We start from the raw sequence: 16799 nt of genomic DNA on the forward strand, positions 1-16799 counted from the left end.
TAACCATTGATACGCTGATAGATATCTCTTTTTCGTATTTCATAATGAAATACACTCTCAGCTCTTCGATTACTCCAGCTTTTAACCCGTAGGTGAAACATGTATATTCTTGATTGCACACTAAGAGATGGCGGCTATTACAACAATTGGGATTTCTCTCCAGAGGTGGTAACAGCTTATTTAAAAGCAATGGCTGTAGCAAAAATTGATTATGTGGAGTTGGGGCTACGTAATTTTCCTAAGCAAGGTTTTGACGGCCCATTTGCTTACACCACTGAAGCTTTTATTAAAGGCCTTAATTTACCGTCAGGTCCAACCTACGGTGTAATGGTCGATGCTAAAACCATTCTTGATGCACCTATGTCGATTGAACAAGCTGTAGATGCATTGTTCGTTGATGCAATTCAAAGCCCTGTCGATCTTGTTCGTGTTGCAGCCCATTTTCATGAAGTCGAAAACTCTGAAGCCATCGTTCACGCCCTCAAAGCCAAAGGCTATATCGTGGGTTATAACTTGATGCAAGCAGGTGGTAAACCTGACGCTATAATTGCTGAAAAAGCAGCAATAGCGGCTAAGTGGAATGGCCTAGATTCGCTTTATTTTGCAGATTCTCTCGGTAATATGGATGCAGAAGAAGTCACTCGTATCGTCAAAGCCCTTCGCACTCAATGGCAAGGTGATATTGGCATCCATACCCACAATAATATGGGTAAAGCTCTCGACAATACTATCACCGCAAAAAACCTAGGCGTGACCTGGTTAGACGTCACTGTCACAGGTATGGGCCGTGGCGCTGGTAATGCGCAAACAGAAAGTTTACTGGCTGTCATAGATAGTAATACAACGCCATATCAACCTTCTGCCGTTTATGAACTGGTTATTCGCCATTTCGAGCAGATGCAGAAAGACTATGGTTGGGGTAGCAGTTTACTGTACTTTCTTGGTGCACAAAATGATGTACACCCAACTTACATCCAAAACCTCATCTCGAATAAGCATTACGGCACCGAAGAAATAGTAGGCGCCATAAACTACTTAAGCCAACTTGAAGGTACAACGTCATACAATGGTGACGTGATGGAGTCAGCCATTTCTTTCGACACTTCCACCAAAGCGATATCTGGTACCGATAAGTTACTGGGCAAATTCAAAGATAAAGAAGTGCTTATTATCAGTAATGGCCCAAGTCTTAAGCGCTACTTACCCGCAATAGAAGCTTATATCCAAGATCGTCAACCTATTGTTATTGCGATCAATGCAGTAAGCACCTTGGCATCAAAGTTCGTTAATTATTACTGTGTGTCTCACAACAGCAAGTTCTTGTCTGAACATGATGTTTATAAGAATCTGCAGCAACCTCTGATCATGCCAGCACACCGATTTACGGATGACGAGCTTAGCAATGTCTCTAATAAATTCTTTGATTATGGCTTAAATATTGAAGCTGATGAGTTTATTGTTACTGATAACTATTGCGCCGTACCTTATGATCTCACTGCGGCTTACGCACTCGCAATAGCCGTGCACGCGCAAGCTACGCATATTTCGCTTGTCGGTGTTGATGGTTATGAGCGCGGGGATATTCGTCAAGCAGAGATGATTGACTTGTTGGCGAAATTCAAAGGTTTTGCGCCAACACTGCAGATTACAGCACTGACGCCAACAAGCTATCCAATCCAACAAGGCTCTATTTATGCACCCAATTTATAATTACGATCTATATATTTTTGATTGTGACGGGGTCATTTTAGATTCAAACGCACTTAAAGTGCAGGCGATGAAGGAAGCACTTGAAGCGCTTTCTTTTACTCCTGAGCTAGTTACTGAGTGCGTGACCTACTTTGCCAATAATTTTGGTAAGTCTAGGTTTCATCACATAGCTCATTTTGTTAATGACATACTTGAGCTCAAAGATGATCAAAAATCAACAATTGAAGAAAAAATACTCTGTGATTTTTCTTCTCAATGTAAGGCACTATATCTAACAGCAAAGCTCACTCCCGGCTTCTTAAACTTAATCCAAGCGCTGCCGGGACAAAAGTTTGTCGCCAGTGGTTCAGAGCAAAGCGAACTTCGCTCTGTATTCAAAAGCCGTGGTCTCGATAAGTATTTTGTTGATATTTTTGGGTCTCCCACACCAAAAGCCCAACTACTGGCCGACATTTTACAGAGCCAAGCACACAGCAAAGCGCTGATGATTGGCGATGCAGTGTCTGACTTTGATGCCAGCCAAGCCAACAATATTGATTTCATCTGCTATGTGCCATTTTCGAACGTGCCCCTGCGAATGCAATCACTAGCTAATGAACATCAGTTTGAAGTTATTGAGCGTTGGCCCCAACAAATATAAATCAATAATTAGAAATTGGATCCTCATAATATGAAATATGCAGTCGTCATTCCCGCTCGCTACCAATCAAGTCGCTTTCCGGGCAAGCCTTTAATCGATATCTTAGGAAAGTCGATGATACAGCGTGTTTGGGAGCGTTGCTGCACAGCCGTTGGCCAAGATAAAGTCTATGTTGCCACTGACAGTGATAAAATCCAGTCAGCGGCTGAACAGTTTGGCGCTCAGGTCATTATGACTTCATCAAACTGCCTAACCGGCACCGATAGGCTTGCGGAAGCTAACCAACAGTTAGGTTGTGACTTCGTTATCAACGTACAAGGTGATGAACCGTTAATCGAGCCTAACGATATCCTCAGTGTGATAAAGGAATATCAGCGACAACCAGAAACGGTGATAAATGCTATGTGCCCTATCACTGCTGAAGAGGAGTTTCGCTCTTTTACGGTACCAAAGGTGGTGGCCAGTAAAACAGGGAACTTACTCTATATGAGCCGTTCACCTATTCCAGTTAGTAAGACTAATGAGTTTTCATTTGGCTTTAAGCAGGTATGTATTTACGCCTTTTCTAAAGCTCATTTAGAGTTTTTTGCATCTCATCAGCAAAAAACGGCTATTGAGCAAGTAGAGGATATTGAGATCCTACGCTTCTTAGAAAATGATATTTCGGTTCAGATGATTGAAGTTGCTAGCTCCAGTATTGCTGTCGATGTACCAAGCGATGTCGATAGAGTGATTAAGGCGTTAAATTAACGTGAGAGGTTGAGAGGTAGGCAGTAACAAGTATCACTGCCTATTGCCAAGCTACAATTTCATATTATTGATACGATCAGCAAGCTTTTTAGGAAATTCAAAGTACGCTGGCGCTCTCGCGTAGATGACTTCGTCACTATAATTTCCGAAACAGCTACAAGCGGTAGAGTTCAACGACACCACACGATGAACTCTAACGTTTAACATAGTAATTAACTCACTTGGAAAACTGGAGTTCAATATAACTGAATCAGGGAAATACTTGTTATAGTCCGTTGTTTCTCGAGGGTGGGGTTTAATCACTAATTTCAACTCCTCCATACCGAGCTCTTCAATCAACATCTTATAACCGCGAATTTTTTGGGCCTCTGTATAGGCGAAATCTTCACTCCAAGGTTGAGTAAATAACAGGCTGAACTGGCTATTAATAGAGTCAAAAGCTGTCGCATCGATACCGAATACATCTAATATCTCTGTCTTTTCCACACTCGTTTTTTCCAGCCAAAGTTTAAACATATCAACAGAACTAATTTTAGATTGATACTCTTCTTTAGCATCTATTTCTGCCGCAACAATGAACTTCTCGACACGAGATATTCTAACGGGTTCTTTTAGAACCAGTAGCTTAGCTAGCGCATTTGCGAAACCTCTATTTCTTGCACCAAGCGTTAACTCATTGCGAGTTGAGGTGCCATCCTCTATCTGAACTCTAGGCACAGATACGAGCCAGTTATTGATATCTTTAACGTTTCCAATACAGGTAGTATAAGCATTAAAGAGATTCTTCTGTTGCAGTTTTTTCTGTACATAAACCAATGGATTCTGCCCTAACCTAGGCATTGGCTTCGGCATATACTCTAAGCTTTCATCCAGTACACAGGCATACTTTTTCAGCCGGTGTAGGCTATGCACAGACATCCTATCGCCAAAAATCAAATAGTCCCTTTTTTTCCAATCACTATCACAAAGCATAAACAGAAATAGACTGTAATAAGTATTCTCGAAAACAAGTACTTTTGCATCATCATTGATGATCGTTGTCATATTAAATTTTGACATAAGTTTATAACTTCCAGTAACCCAGCTTCTTGCGCATCTTAAAATGACGCAACAGATTAGTGGGTTTAGGTTTAAGGTCATCGGTACCTTGTGCAATCAATTCATCTACCGCGGTTAAGACACGCTCACTAGAGAAACCATCACGGTACGGATGGATATCATCACAATATTGCTCAATTTTCGCCATCAACTCCGCAGGTTTAGCTAAAACTCGTACTAATGCAGGCTGAATATCTTCAATATGATCGACATTCACTAGATGTGAACGTTTAGTCTTATTATTAAAGGTCACCACAGGTTTACCCTGCAATAAAAACATAATCAGTATTGATGAAGTATCACATAGCATCACATCGGCAGCTTTCAATAACGGCAACACATTATCGGTTTCAACGAAGGTCAGATTCTCATTCTCGAGTGCTTTGTATTTTTCAACAATCTCTTGACTCATTTTGGGATGAAATTGCACCAACCAGCGCCAATTCCCCTGCATCGACATCGCCTTAACCTGCTCATAAACTGCAGGTGCGCAGGATAAACTACGAGAAAATGTCGAACAAAAGAGGATAACAGGTCGATTATCGCCCTCTACAGCGTAGGGCTGTGGCAAATCTCCTTTAAACATAGGATCTAGTGTTGGCCAGCCAGTTTCAGCCACTCTAAACGTAGCAAACTTTTCAGCCAACCGAATAAATGGCAAGGTGGTAGCGGGACCTTGGGTGCAGTAAAGGTCAAAACAATCGCGTATTTCAAAGTGGTCTTCGCGGCCTTTATGGTTCATTTTCCCTGCATTAAAACCATGAAAAATGCCCACTTTCACGCCAGGGATAAAATTGGGAACCACGTTGCCTGGAACCAGAACCGCATCAGGCTGCCAAGCTTGTACTTCTGTAACCGTGGATAATCGCTTTTCGGTCGGCTTCAGAAATGAGGGGTTCACTTCATCACCTTCGAAAAACCAGCACACCTCATCACCTCTCGCCCTAATTGCGCTCTGCAACGGCCTTAAGATGGCATAGGAATAACTTTGTGCGATATATAATAGATAACGCTTGCTGCTTGAACTCACAACAATTCCCCCCGAAAACGTTTCAATGTTTATTTAACCAAGGCCAGATATTCTTGAGCAATACGTGCTGCACTTACTTTTGCCAAAATATCAACTTCTACCAATGACGGCGGTGACACCAACACTTCATCCAACTTAGTTGCCAATGCCTTTGGATCACGACGCGGGACTAAGAATCTTGCGAGCTCTCCCGTCAAAATCTCACTCGGACCATGAGGACAATTAGTACTGACCACTGGCGTTCCACACGCTAGCGATTCAATTAATACCGTAGGTAACCCTTCAAAATCAGAACTCAACACTAAGGCTTTGGCATTGGCTATCCACGGAAACGGGTTTGGTTGAAACCCCGGAATAATCACCCGCTGTTCAACCCCATACTTCTTGGCGGCTTTTAATGCCTTTTTAGGGTTATGACATAAGAGTACAACGGGTATTTGGCTTTCCATTTGTGCGATGGCCTGAAACAACACATCGTGGCGTTTCTGCTTTACGTAACGTCCAATATGGATCAAGTAATCGCTATCAGGAATGCCCTCTGCTTTCTGTTGAGAAAGCGCAGTGATGTCGTCAAATCCAAAGGGGTTATAGATACACTGAATCGAAGCTGGTGCGATCCGCTTTGTTTGCTTTATTTCATTAGCAATACCCTGAGATACCGTCACCAAATGATGGCCATTTAAAGCCTTTTTAGCCCAAAGCTTCTTTAAAAATGCAAACGGGCCTAACTTAGCGTGTCGACTTAGCTCCTCTTCAACAGAAGCATGTACCACGACAAACAACGGCGACACCTGGGTTTTGGTCATTAATCGATTGGTTTTATCTAAATTGGACAAAAACAGATCAAACTTTCCGACACTCGATTCAATTTGCTTAATTTTATTTGTCAGCTTTGCAACAGCAGGTGCCAAATTCCAAAATCGATTAAAGTCTTTATCTTTTTTTTCAAAACAGACATGCACTGGTAAGCTATCAGGTATATCGAAAGCAACATCATCTGTCATAACTAAGAAATGTGGCTCATGCCCCATCGCTGTAAATTCGTTAGCAAGCGTTAACATCACTTTTTCTGCGCCGCCACCAGCCAAACTGTCAATTGCTATTGCAACTCTCATTGCCAAGCTCCAAATTTAGAATGAAATAAATCGCTTATTATAGTCATGCCAATATCTAATCCGTTTTCACAATCACACATCGCAAGTGCTGACTGCAGTGCGAGTTCATTATCTGTTTTAATTAACGTTATTAGGTGGTCAGTCATCAGTTGTGCATTTAGCTCAGAACTTATGGTAAAACCAGCCTCTTTACAGACTTTAACGCGATAATTTTGATCTTTAGCGACTGCGATAGATAAGGTCACTTTCTTTAGTGCTATAGCCTGTAATAACGTATCACCGCCACTTAACACGGCCACTTTTGCTGCATCAAGTAGATCAATTAGCGCTTCATGACTGAGCGTTTTAATCGCGATAACGCCTTCAACTAAGGGAATGTCATGGGGGTAACTCGGTCCGTACACAATCACACAAGGGATTTGTGTGGTCTGGTAAATACTCGCGGCCGCTCTCGCAAACTCTTCGATCGCGTAACCATTGCCAATTTTGTGTCCACCAGAGCCTGCGTTTAGCAAAATAAAGTGCCCTTTAGTTAAACCATAACGGGCTAACGATTCTGCTTGTCTATGTTCACTAGGGTTAACAAAAATGGGCCCAATGACTTTAGGTTCTGCTTTCGCTATTAATTTTAGTTTTAGTTGATCTAACCAACTAATGTCACCAATAACAAATTGAGGCTGCACCACCCAATGGCTATCCGTCACCCGCGCACGCAGTATTTTCATGCCTCGACTGCGCTTACGCTTATGCTGACTTATAAATATGACTTTGCAACCCAACTTATTGGCATGAGCTAATTGTGAGCGACGACCCGATGCATCAAAAATAACAAAGTCAGGCATATAGTAAGAGATGAAGTCATTCACTGCTTTAATGTTTTTTGTAGGGGTATCGTCTAAAAGCGCCACAGGATATGGGCACGTTGAAGAATAAGGCGCGTGGCGACTCAAAATAAATTGAATATGAGCCTCCGGCCAGCGTTGCTTCACCTCATTGGCGACAATCAACGAGCGCATATACTCCCCAACGCCTTCAGCTGAAGACACAGGGACAAACAAAAACTTTGGAGCAGATAGGGTCATTGATTTACTCATCAGACGACAAAAGCAAAATGCTAGCGCATCATACTAACAAAAAACCACTAGTCCTGTTTATCCAACAACAAATCTAGTTCGCAAATAACGCTGTCAACACTAATTAATTCCATCAAGTGCGCACCTTTCGCTCTCATCCCCCACGGAATATCACCTTGCTTTTGCTCGGCAATAACCTGCTGATAAACACTGACAACTGAATCTAAACAGGTATAAGGACCTGTTCGGCCAAGATTTGAATGTGCATACAGCCCAATGACTGGCGTCCCTTGGGTTACCGCCATATGAGCAGGGCCCGTATCAGGCGCGAGCACGACACTCGCCTGTTTCAATATTGCTAAAAGTTGCAACAGTGAGGTTTTACCCACTTGGTTTTCAAGCTCAGATTTAGCCGCAGTTTGAATATTATCAGCAAGCACTCGCTCAAGTGGTGTCGGTCCGCCACATAAGATGACTCGATAGCCCTTCTCCACAGCATGATCCGCCACTGCCGCATATCGCTCAGGCAACCAGTTACGTTCGGCTTTACTCGCGGCAGCGCAAATAACCAATACCGAACTGGCGTTTGGGATAAGCGCCTCGGCAAACTCAGTATCGGCAGCTAATACAGGAATATTCCAACATGGAGTAAGATCGGTAACGCCAACAGCTTGAGCAAATCCCATAAAGCCTTCAAGTACGTGCGGGGTGGCTTGTGGCTCGATTCGGTGATTAGTCACTAACCACTGACCCTCTTTTGCTCTAAATCGATCGAAGCCGATACGTAATTTTGCCGATATAGCCAAAGATGCAATCGTCGCCCTAAGGGCTATTTGCATGTGCAACAACACATCAAACTTCTTGCCTTTAAGTGCACGCTTTAAATTAAAGTAGCTGCGCCAGCCTTGCGATTTATCAAAAATGACAAACTCCACCCCAGGGAGGTGTTTTAATAGCTGATATTCAATTTTACCCAGAATCCAAGTAATTTGAAGATCAGGATAACGTCGCTGAATCGCTTGCACCATAGCCACGGCATGGCATACATCGCCAATGGCGGATAGCCGCAGCAAGCACAAAGACTGAGCATTGGTTAAATCTAGCGGTTCGGCGTGGTTACTTGGGCTCATAATGCTCGAAGGTTGTTTGGCGTAATCTACCGATCTTAATGTAGAATGGCTGCAGGTTCCACGCTTTAGCGTACAATTCTATCTATGAAGTGTAAAAAAACAGCCACTGGCAGCATCACTTATTGTGAACAAACACCTCAAGAAATTGAAGTCACTTGGTTTGATGTGGATTTTTGGCGTGGACACTCCGCGGTAACTGGATCATCTAAAGGCCGTTATACCACTTGGTTTGTCGATGCCAGCAAGCTAGATCCCACGCAGCAGCAGTGGGTACTGCGCCATTATTATCGTGGTGGACTTATTGAAAAAGTCAGTCGTGATCAATATTTTTTCACCAGCCTCAAAAATACCCGTGCAGTCGCTGAACTCACTTTACTCGAAAATTTATACCAACAAGGGTTTCCAGTGCCCAAACCCATCGCTGCTAATGTAGAACGTAATGGGCTGTGGTATCGCGCGGACTTGATAATTGAGCGAGTGGATGGAGCTGAAGATTTAGTCGCTAGGTTAAGTAAGACAGCTATGACCGCTGAGCAATGGCAATCTTTAGGGCAATGTATTGCTCGTTTTCATCATCACGGTGTATACCACGCCGATTTGAATGCTAAGAATATACTCATTACCGCAGAGAAATTCTATTTAATCGATTTTGATCGTGGTGAAATAAGAACGCCTAAGGCGAATTGGCAACGCGCCAATTTAGACCGTTTACTGCGTTCATTTAGAAAAGAGCTGGCCAAATTGCCACAACTGGCCTTTACCGAGGCTGATTGGCAGCACCTGCATAGAGCTTATCACAGCGCATTAGCCAGTAAGTAAGCAGAGCCGTACATCGCTTACTTACACTTAATGCAATTGGCATTAAACGTTACGATTAATCAGTGATTCAACCAGCGCAAACTGCTTTTTCAGCGCGCCTCGGTTGTCTGCGACCACTTTCTTAGCAGCATTGCTCGCTATTGTATAAGCCTGCTTATTGCCGAAAAATTCAATTAACATCTGAGCTAATGGCTCACTTGCATCAACAATTTGCAATGCACCTTCATTTTGTAACAGCTGAGTGATCTCTTTGAAGTCCCAATGGTGAGGCCCTACAAAAACAGGTAAACCTACCGCTGCTGGCTCCAAAGGGTTATGTCCCCCTCCCTCGATTAAAGTGCCGCCGACAAAAGCTTGATCGCCCGCGGCATACAACGTCAGTAGTTCCCCCATCGTATCGCCAACGACAATTTGTGTTTGTGCTGTCACATCATCGTTAAGGCTACGTCGAGCCACCAGCATATTGGCTTGCTTTACGGCGGTAACGGCGGTATCAAACTGCTCAGGGTGCCGCGGCACCATCACCATCAATGCTGTTGGATAGTGCTGCATGACTCTTTGATGCGCTTGTAGCATTAGCTCAAACTCTCCAGGGTGAACAGACCCCGCCACCCAAATAGGCCGATGCTCTGCTTGCCAGCCCTCACGCACAGCCTTCGCGGCTTCAATGCGTGCGGGTGCCACATCTAACTCAAATTTCAGACTGCCACATACCGTCACCTTGTCTTTGTTGACACCGAGCTCAATAAAACGAGCTGCGGCTTGCTCTGACTGAGCAGCGATTGCATCTAAGCTTTGTAGCATTGGCAAGTTCAAGTGGGGGCGTTTTTGATAAGCATCAGCAGATTTTTGCGATAATCGAGCATTGGCCAGTAACACTTTGCTGTTATTACACTTTAGATAATGAATTAAGTTGGGCCAAAGCTCTGTTTCCATAATGATGCAGGTTTTCGGTGCCACTTGCGTTACAAACCGCCTGCTACACCAAGCCAAATCAAAGGGTAAATAACAATGCTGTACCTCATCACTAAACGCGCGTAACACTGCAGCAGATCCTGTTGGGCTGGTTGTTGTTACCGTAATCGTTAAGTGTGGGTAGTTCGCTTGGATCTGTTTTATCAACGGGATCGCCGCGATGGTCTCTCCCATTGAAACACAATGTAGTAACAGATCAGTTTGTTGTAAGCCTTTAAAGCCAAATCGTTCATTCCAACGACTGCGGTAATCGGGGCTTTTAAAAGCACGTACAGCGAGGTAGACCAATAACAGCGGCAAAATGAGGTAGAGCAAAGCGGAATAAAGGCTGCGATTCATGAATTTTTTTACTTTAGTGATTTTTACTTGAAGAATGACATCAATGCTAACATGATAGTCATAACTTAACGTAGATGCATAATCGCGAATATGTAGAGTTGCTCTCGCATTTTAGATTGCCAAGCAAAACATTCACTAAGCTTGGCGATTTCGTGGATATTAATCATTTAGGATGAATATGAAAACCCGTGACAAAATCGTACAAGCCAGCTTGGAGTTATTTAATCAGCATGGCGAAAGAGCTATCACAACCAATCATATTGCAGCCCACCTAAATATTAGTCCAGGTAACCTCTATTATCACTTCCGTAATAAAGAAGACATCATCCGTTCCATTTTCAGTCTCTATGAGCAACATTTAGAATCAGGCTTTCAGCCCTACGTAGACAAAGAGGTCGATGTCGATCTCTTGGTCGGTTACTTTGATGCGATGTTCTACACCTTATGGCAGTTCCGCTTTATGTATGCCAACCTTGCAGATATTCTTAGCCGCGATGAAGCGTTAAAAAATCGATATTTACAGGCGCAACAAGACGTTTTAGCACGCTCTAGCAGTGTCCTTATAAAACTGACTCAAGATGGTTTTTTAGCGATTAATGAAGAAAATATAGCCCCGCTTGCTGATACCATTAAAATGCTGGTTAGCTTCTGGATAAGCTATAAACTGACCCAAACACAGTCTTGTATCGGCTCAATCACCAAAGAGTCACTATATGAAGGGCTGCTTAGGGTGATCATGATATTCAAAGCCTATTCTACTCCGAATTCTACCGCCACATTTGAAAGGCTTGAAGAGTACTACCGGTCAATGGCGCTCAGTACAAGTACACCCTCTTAGTTTAATAAGGTGCTATCGCAATATCTTACTTGATGCCATTTTTGCAAAAAGTAACTTTTGAATTAACGTATCCTTGTCATTAAGCAGCCAAGGCATTGGCTTCTCATTAGCCATAATGACCTCTGTTGGCATTAAATTTTGGACGGCGGCACGTTCAAGTGCAAATCTAAGCGCCCTATGAAACTGCCAACGACACGAATTCATGAATATGGCGACCTCAAACACTAAAATACAAAACAAACAATTAGTTTAACTAATCTGAAACATACAGTAGCCCTAATCTAACTTATCTCGCTAGCGCTGCTAAAAAAAGGCTGTGGGGCTGGGCTGTTTAAGGTTAAAATGCCGCCACTCCAATAATCAAAACAATACTAATTAAGGAGAATTTAGGTGTCAAAGACCTCATTCTACGACCAAATAAATCAACAAATTACCGATGTAAAAGCAGAAGGCCTTTATAAGAGTGAACGCGTAATTGTTTCTCCTCAACAAACAGCAATTGAGGTTAATGGCGACCAAGTCATTAACTTTTGTGCCAATAACTACTTAGGTTTGGCTAATCACCCTGAGTTGATTAAAGCTGCCCATAGCGGGCTTGATGCCCACGGTTTTGGCATGGCATCAGTACGATTTATCTGTGGCACACAGGATATCCATAAGCAACTGGAAGCCAGTTTAAGCGCTTTCCTTGGCATGGAAGATACCATTCTTTACTCTTCATGCTTTGATGCTAATGCTGGTTTGTTTGAGACACTGTTAAGTGCAGAAGACGCGATTGTCTCTGATGCACTTAACCATGCATCAATCATTGATGGTGTGCGTTTATGTAAAGCCAAGCGCTTCCGTTATGCCAACAATGATATGGCCGATCTTGAGACGCAACTAAAAGCCGCTAAAGAAGCCGGTGCACGTAATATCCTGATTGCGACTGACGGTGTATTTTCAATGGATGGCGTCATCGCTAACCTCAAAGGCGTATGCGATCTTGCAGACAAGTACGATGCGCTGGTAATGGTTGATGACTCACACGCTGTTGGCTTTGTTGGTCAAGAAGGTCGCGGCACCCACGAATTTTGCGATGTGATGGACCGTGTAGACATTATTACCGGTACTTTAGGTAAAGCACTTGGTGGGGCTTCAGGTGGATTCACTTCTGCTAAGAAAGAGGTTGTTGAATGGTTACGCCAACGTTCACGCCCATACCTCTTCTCTAACTCGTTGGCTCCTTCAATTGTTACCGCATCGATTCATGTTCTTGAAATGCTCAAAACAGGTCAAGATTTACGTGAAGCCGTTTGGGAAAACAGTCGTTATTTCCGTGAGAAGATGTCAGCAGCAGGCTTTACGCTTGGGGGCGCCGATCATGCCATTATTCCAGTAATGATTGGCGACGCCAAAATTGCGGGTGATTTTGCTAATCGTCTACTCGCAGAAAAAATTTACGTCGTTGGCTTCTCTTTCCCTGTGGTACCAAAAGGCCAAGCACGTATTCGTACTCAAATGTCAGCCGCGCACACTAAAGCGCAAATCGACAAAGCAATCGAAGCCTTCACCCGTATCGCTAAAGAGATGGGTATTATCAGCTAGAATTAAACCAAATAGGGTCACACGATGTTGTCACCCTAGTTGAATCAATTTAACAGACTGCAACTGAGTGGTCTGTCATAGGTCATAAGATGAAAGCGCTTAGCAAATTAAAGCCTGAAGAAGGCATCTGGATGGTTGATGCTCCTAAACCTGAAATGGGACACAACGATCTACTGATTAAGATCCGCAAAACAGCTATTTGCGGTACTGATGTTCATATCTACAACTGGGACGAATGGGCACAGAACACCATTCCCGTGCCTATGGTTGTCGGCCACGAATATGTGGGTGAAGTCGTCGAGATGGGCCAAGAAGTACGTGGTTTTACTATTGGTGACCGAGTCTCGGGTGAAGGTCATATAACCTGTGGTCATTGCCGTAATTGTCGCGGTGGTCGCACCCATTTATGCCGTAACACTTCAGGCGTTGGTGTAAACCGAGAAGGGGCTTTTGCTGAATATTTAGTGATCCCAGCGTTTAACGCTTTTAAGATCCCTGATGATATCTCTGACGATTTAGCGTCTATCTTTGACCCCTTTGGTAATGCTGTTCATACCGCATTGTCATTCGACCTTGTCGGTGAAGATGTATTAATCACCGGTGCCGGTCCTATTGGGATTATGGCTGCCGCAGTATGTCGCCATGTTGGTGCGCGCCACGTGGTGATCACCGACGTTAATGACTATCGCCTCGAGCTCGCCGAAAAAATGGGCGCGACTCGTGCAGTCAACGTTGCTAAAGAAAGCTTAGATGACGTTATGAGCGAACTTGGCATGACTGAAGGGTTCGATGTCGGTCTTGAAATGTCGGGCGTACCCGCTGCATTTCACTCAATGCTCGACACTATGAACCATGGCGGTAAAGTCGCCATGTTGGGTATTCCAGGTGGCGAGATGGCGATTGATTGGAGCAAAGTGATCTTTAAAGGATTAATCATCAAAGGTATTTATGGCCGTGAGATGTTTGAAACCTGGTACAAGATGGCAAGCTTAATCCAGTCAGGCTTAGATTTATCTCCTATTATTACTCATCACTTTAAGATTGATGATTTCCAACAAGGTTTTGACGCTATGCGTTCAGGCCAATCAGGAAAAGTCATCTTAAACTGGGACTAGTTAGTCCTATGGGGCTAACAGTAATGTCAGCCCCTTTTTATTCCACTATCACTACAGGTTTCCTATGTCAGCTTTTCAACACTTAAGTATCAACCAACTTATTCATATGCAGGAAGCCGCCGCCGATTTACAGATTGTCGATATAAGAGATGCCGCGAGCTTCGAAGCTGGACACATTAACGCTGCTGTTAATCTCAATAACGAAAACCTCAGTCACTTTATTGCTGAAGCTGATATGGATCAGCCCGTTATCGTTGTCTGTTATCATGGGATTAGTAGCCAAAGTGCGGCCACCTATTTAAGTGAGCAGGGTTTTGATCATGTTTATAGCTTGGATGGCGGCTATAGTGCTTGGCATCAGGCTAACGCGTAATACCAGTTCCATTAAATATGTGTTCAATTCAGAGCTCTTTCAGGGCTTTCAATTCTAGGCGCATTGTTGAAAAAATGGTTATTCCCTTTTAATGCTATGCAACGCAGCAGTGAAAGTCCTGAGAAGCTCACGTTGTGCGGGTTTAAAATCACTTTATACTACGCATGTGATTTTCGATATAGAATAACTATTAGCTACAATCCACTTGCTTGCCTAAAGTAATTTTAATTCCCGCTGAATGATCAACTATTTAGTGGAATTGGTATAAGAGGAAAGGTCGATGATAGAGATAGGCAGCTTACCCAATAGCAGAGCAGCGCAAGCACTCATCGACTACCTAAAAGGGCAAAACATAAACTGCGCAGTAGTGCCTGCCGAGCAAGGCGTTATGCTGGTATTGCACGATGATCCACACCTAGCTCGCGTACAGCAAGAGTATCAAGCCTTTCTAAGTAACCCTTATGATGAAAAATACTTAGCCGCATCATGGGACTATGGCGACACCCATACAAATTTAGATTACGGCAATCCCAAATTACTATTACTGAGCCAATTTTTGACGGGAGCGGGACCACTCACTTTAGGCGTGTTTTTCACCTGCGTTGTTATTTATGCCGCAATGAACCTCGGCTTTGCAAACCCTATCTTTGAAACTTTGTCATTTTTTGGCGCGACTTCACCTGCATCTTTCAGTGAATTTTGGCGACTATTTACCCCCAGTCTTATCCACTTTTCCGCAATGCACATCATCTTTAATTTATTATGGTGGTGGTACTTAGGCGGTAAGATCGAAAATAAAATAGGCTTTAAACCGCTGTTTATTCTTTTATTAATTGGCGGCACTCTACCTAACATATTGCAATATTATATGGCGGGCCCTAATTTTGGCGGGTTATCTGGGGTTGTATATGCCGTGGTCGGCTACACCTGGATTATGGGCGTTAAACGTCCTGAATCTGGAATAGGACTTCCCCCCGCCTACATCGGCTTTATGTTGCTATGGCTAGTATTTGGTTTTACCGATATGTTCGGTCTTTCTATCGCAAATGGCGCACATCTAGGCGGTTTACTTGTCGGCGTGTTACAAGGCTTTATCGATAGCCGCAAACAGCAGGTATAGCTTAATCTTGCCTTGCTGAAAATGCTTATACCCACGCCACTCGGGTATAAGCCCAATATTATGATTAAGCCATACTTAACACTCTCGCCACCAGCTTAGTGATGCCGTTATGCGCATCGACTATATTGTCCGCAAGCATATAAGCGGGCGTGCTCACCACCTTGTTGATCTCATCGACAACAATACCATCAACCAGAGCCACCTGATGGACTCCTCCTTGCTTTTCAAACGCTGCAGCGGTGCCAACATCAGATCCTATGGTGCCGACCACACCAGCTTCATAACACTGCGGGATCATGACGGGTGAGATACACATAAAGCCAACGGGCTTTTTAGCCTGAGTAAACTGACTAATGAATTGTTTTACACTGGGTTCAATAATATGATCGGCCCCGGCTAAAGCAAAGTTACACAGGTTTTTAGCCGCACCAAAACCACCCGGAATAATTAACGCCACGAATTCGTCAACATTAAGATCAGCAACCGGCTTCACATCGCCACGAGCAATTCGTGCCGACTCCACTAACACATTGCGATTATCGGCTTCATCAACTTCACCTGTAAGATGATTGACGACATGTAACTGAGCGATGTCAGGCGCAAAACATTGGTAACTAGCGCCAGAACGAGCAATCTCCAGTAAGGTTAAAACCGATTCATGCAGCTCCACACCATCGAAAACACCACTACCACTTAAAAGAACTGCGACTTTTTTCATTAAAATCTCCATTTATATATCATATTGTTTTAACAAAAGTGCAACGAAGCACTTGATCAGATTAATTATCGTGCTAAGTTATCACTGCACTTTATCAAACGGTGATTATTTGACCAAGGAATAGGTTTGTAATGCGAGCTAAAATAAAAAGTCCACATTTATAGTTTAATTATCTAAAATAGCACCCACTTCACACAATTAGATTTAATAGCTAATTTTCAATCACTTATGTCTTATCAGTTTTACTGATAGAAATCAGTGAATTTAAGTTTGCCTGTTCCATGCACAGAGTTATCCACAGGCTCTCTAATATTTATCCGTGGCTGAAACAGCCTTGATATGGCATGCTAGCGCCATCATCGAAATGCG

General features: G+C 43.4%; 16 protein-coding genes. 9 read left to right on the forward strand and 7 right to left on the reverse strand.

Features of this window, described 5'->3' with window-relative positions; all coding sequences use genetic code 11:
* Nucleotides 1–99 precede the first annotated feature (99 nt).
* The 3 genes from CXF86_RS21285 to kdsB are packed head-to-tail and all read left to right on the forward strand — an operon-like array spanning nt 100 to nt 3100.
* Nucleotides 100–1710, forward strand: coding sequence for an aldolase catalytic domain-containing protein (locus CXF86_RS21285; RefSeq protein WP_101090135.1), 1611 nt, complete (start codon nt 100–102; stop codon nt 1708–1710).
* Nucleotides 1694–2350: an HAD family hydrolase gene (locus CXF86_RS21290; RefSeq protein ID WP_101090136.1), complete on the forward strand. Its 657-nt coding sequence runs from the start codon at nt 1694–1696 to the stop codon at nt 2348–2350. The genes CXF86_RS21285 and CXF86_RS21290 overlap by 17 nt, the downstream gene beginning before the upstream one ends.
* Before the next feature lie 30 nt (nt 2351–2380).
* Nucleotides 2381–3100 (forward strand): 3-deoxy-manno-octulosonate cytidylyltransferase, encoded by a 720-nt coding sequence (kdsB, locus tag CXF86_RS21295; RefSeq protein WP_101090137.1) that lies wholly within the window; start codon nt 2381–2383, stop codon nt 3098–3100.
* A 51-nt stretch (nt 3101–3151) separates the two neighbouring features.
* On the opposite strand, the gene CXF86_RS21300 is transcribed toward kdsB, so the two are convergent.
* Genes CXF86_RS21300 through CXF86_RS21320 form a run of 5 tightly spaced genes read right to left on the reverse strand, consistent with a single transcriptional unit; the run spans nt 3152 to nt 8546 of the window.
* Nucleotides 3152–4159, reverse strand: coding sequence for a glycosyltransferase family 52 (locus CXF86_RS21300; RefSeq protein ID WP_180961129.1), 1008 nt, complete (start codon nt 4157–4159; stop codon nt 3152–3154).
* Between the two features lie 4 nt (nt 4160–4163).
* Nucleotides 4164–5228 (reverse strand): CDP-glycerol glycerophosphotransferase family protein, encoded by a 1065-nt coding sequence (locus CXF86_RS21305; protein WP_102039965.1) that lies wholly within the window; start codon nt 5226–5228, stop codon nt 4164–4166.
* A 29-nt stretch (nt 5229–5257) separates the two neighbouring features.
* Nucleotides 5258–6343, reverse strand: a complete 1086-nt coding sequence (locus CXF86_RS21310; RefSeq protein WP_101090140.1) for a glycosyltransferase — start codon at nt 6341–6343, stop codon at nt 5258–5260.
* Nucleotides 6340–7425 carry a glycosyltransferase family 9 protein gene (locus CXF86_RS21315; RefSeq protein ID WP_102039966.1) on the reverse strand — a complete coding sequence of 362 codons (1086 nt, stop codon included), beginning with the start codon at nt 7423–7425 and terminating at the stop codon, nt 6340–6342. Before CXF86_RS21315 ends, CXF86_RS21310 begins: the two co-directional genes overlap by 4 nt.
* Nucleotides 7426–7484: 59 nt before the next feature.
* Nucleotides 7485–8546, reverse strand: coding sequence for a glycosyltransferase family 9 protein (locus CXF86_RS21320; protein ID WP_102039967.1), 1062 nt, complete (start codon nt 8544–8546; stop codon nt 7485–7487).
* Between the two features lie 84 nt (nt 8547–8630).
* Between CXF86_RS21320 and CXF86_RS21325 the strand changes: the two genes are divergently transcribed.
* The gene (locus tag CXF86_RS21325) at nt 8631–9365 is read left to right on the forward strand and encodes a 3-deoxy-D-manno-octulosonic acid kinase (RefSeq protein ID WP_102039968.1); all 735 of its coding nucleotides are present in this window, start codon (nt 8631–8633) and stop codon (nt 9363–9365) included.
* 42 nt (nt 9366–9407) lie between these two features.
* On the opposite strand, the gene waaA is transcribed toward CXF86_RS21325, so the two are convergent.
* The gene (gene waaA / locus CXF86_RS21330; protein WP_101090144.1) at nt 9408–10679 is read right to left on the reverse strand and encodes a lipid IV(A) 3-deoxy-D-manno-octulosonic acid transferase; all 1272 of its coding nucleotides are present in this window, start codon (nt 10677–10679) and stop codon (nt 9408–9410) included.
* A gap of 178 nt (nt 10680–10857) precedes the next feature.
* Between waaA and CXF86_RS21335 the strand changes: the two genes are divergently transcribed.
* The 5 genes from CXF86_RS21335 (at nt 10858) to glpG (ending at nt 15712) form a co-directional block, all read left to right on the forward strand.
* Nucleotides 10858–11517 (forward strand): TetR/AcrR family transcriptional regulator, encoded by a 660-nt coding sequence (locus CXF86_RS21335; protein WP_101090145.1) that lies wholly within the window; start codon nt 10858–10860, stop codon nt 11515–11517.
* 390 nt (nt 11518–11907) lie between these two features.
* Nucleotides 11908–13104 carry a glycine C-acetyltransferase gene (locus CXF86_RS21345; protein WP_102039970.1) on the forward strand — a complete coding sequence of 399 codons (1197 nt, stop codon included), beginning with the start codon at nt 11908–11910 and terminating at the stop codon, nt 13102–13104.
* 89 nt (nt 13105–13193) lie between these two features.
* A complete protein-coding gene (gene tdh / locus CXF86_RS21350) occupies nt 13194–14219 on the forward strand; it encodes an L-threonine 3-dehydrogenase (RefSeq protein ID WP_101090148.1) in 1026 nt (341 codons plus the stop codon).
* Between the two features lie 64 nt (nt 14220–14283).
* Nucleotides 14284–14592 carry a thiosulfate sulfurtransferase GlpE gene (gene glpE, locus CXF86_RS21355; protein ID WP_102039971.1) on the forward strand — a complete coding sequence of 103 codons (309 nt, stop codon included), beginning with the start codon at nt 14284–14286 and terminating at the stop codon, nt 14590–14592.
* Nucleotides 14593–14872: 280 nt separating this feature from the next.
* Nucleotides 14873–15712, forward strand: a complete 840-nt coding sequence (glpG, locus tag CXF86_RS21360; RefSeq protein ID WP_101090150.1) for a rhomboid family intramembrane serine protease GlpG — start codon at nt 14873–14875, stop codon at nt 15710–15712.
* A gap of 64 nt (nt 15713–15776) precedes the next feature.
* Here the strand turns inward: glpG and elbB are convergent, their stop codons facing one another.
* Entirely contained in the window at nt 15777–16430 is a 654-nt protein-coding gene (gene elbB / locus CXF86_RS21365; RefSeq protein WP_101090151.1) for an isoprenoid biosynthesis glyoxalase ElbB, read from the reverse strand.
* Between the last annotated feature and the right edge of the window lie 369 nt (nt 16431–16799).

This window comes from Shewanella sp. GutCb, from assembly GCF_002836135.1.
In the GTDB taxonomy this organism is placed as follows: domain Bacteria; phylum Pseudomonadota; class Gammaproteobacteria; order Enterobacterales; family Shewanellaceae; genus Shewanella.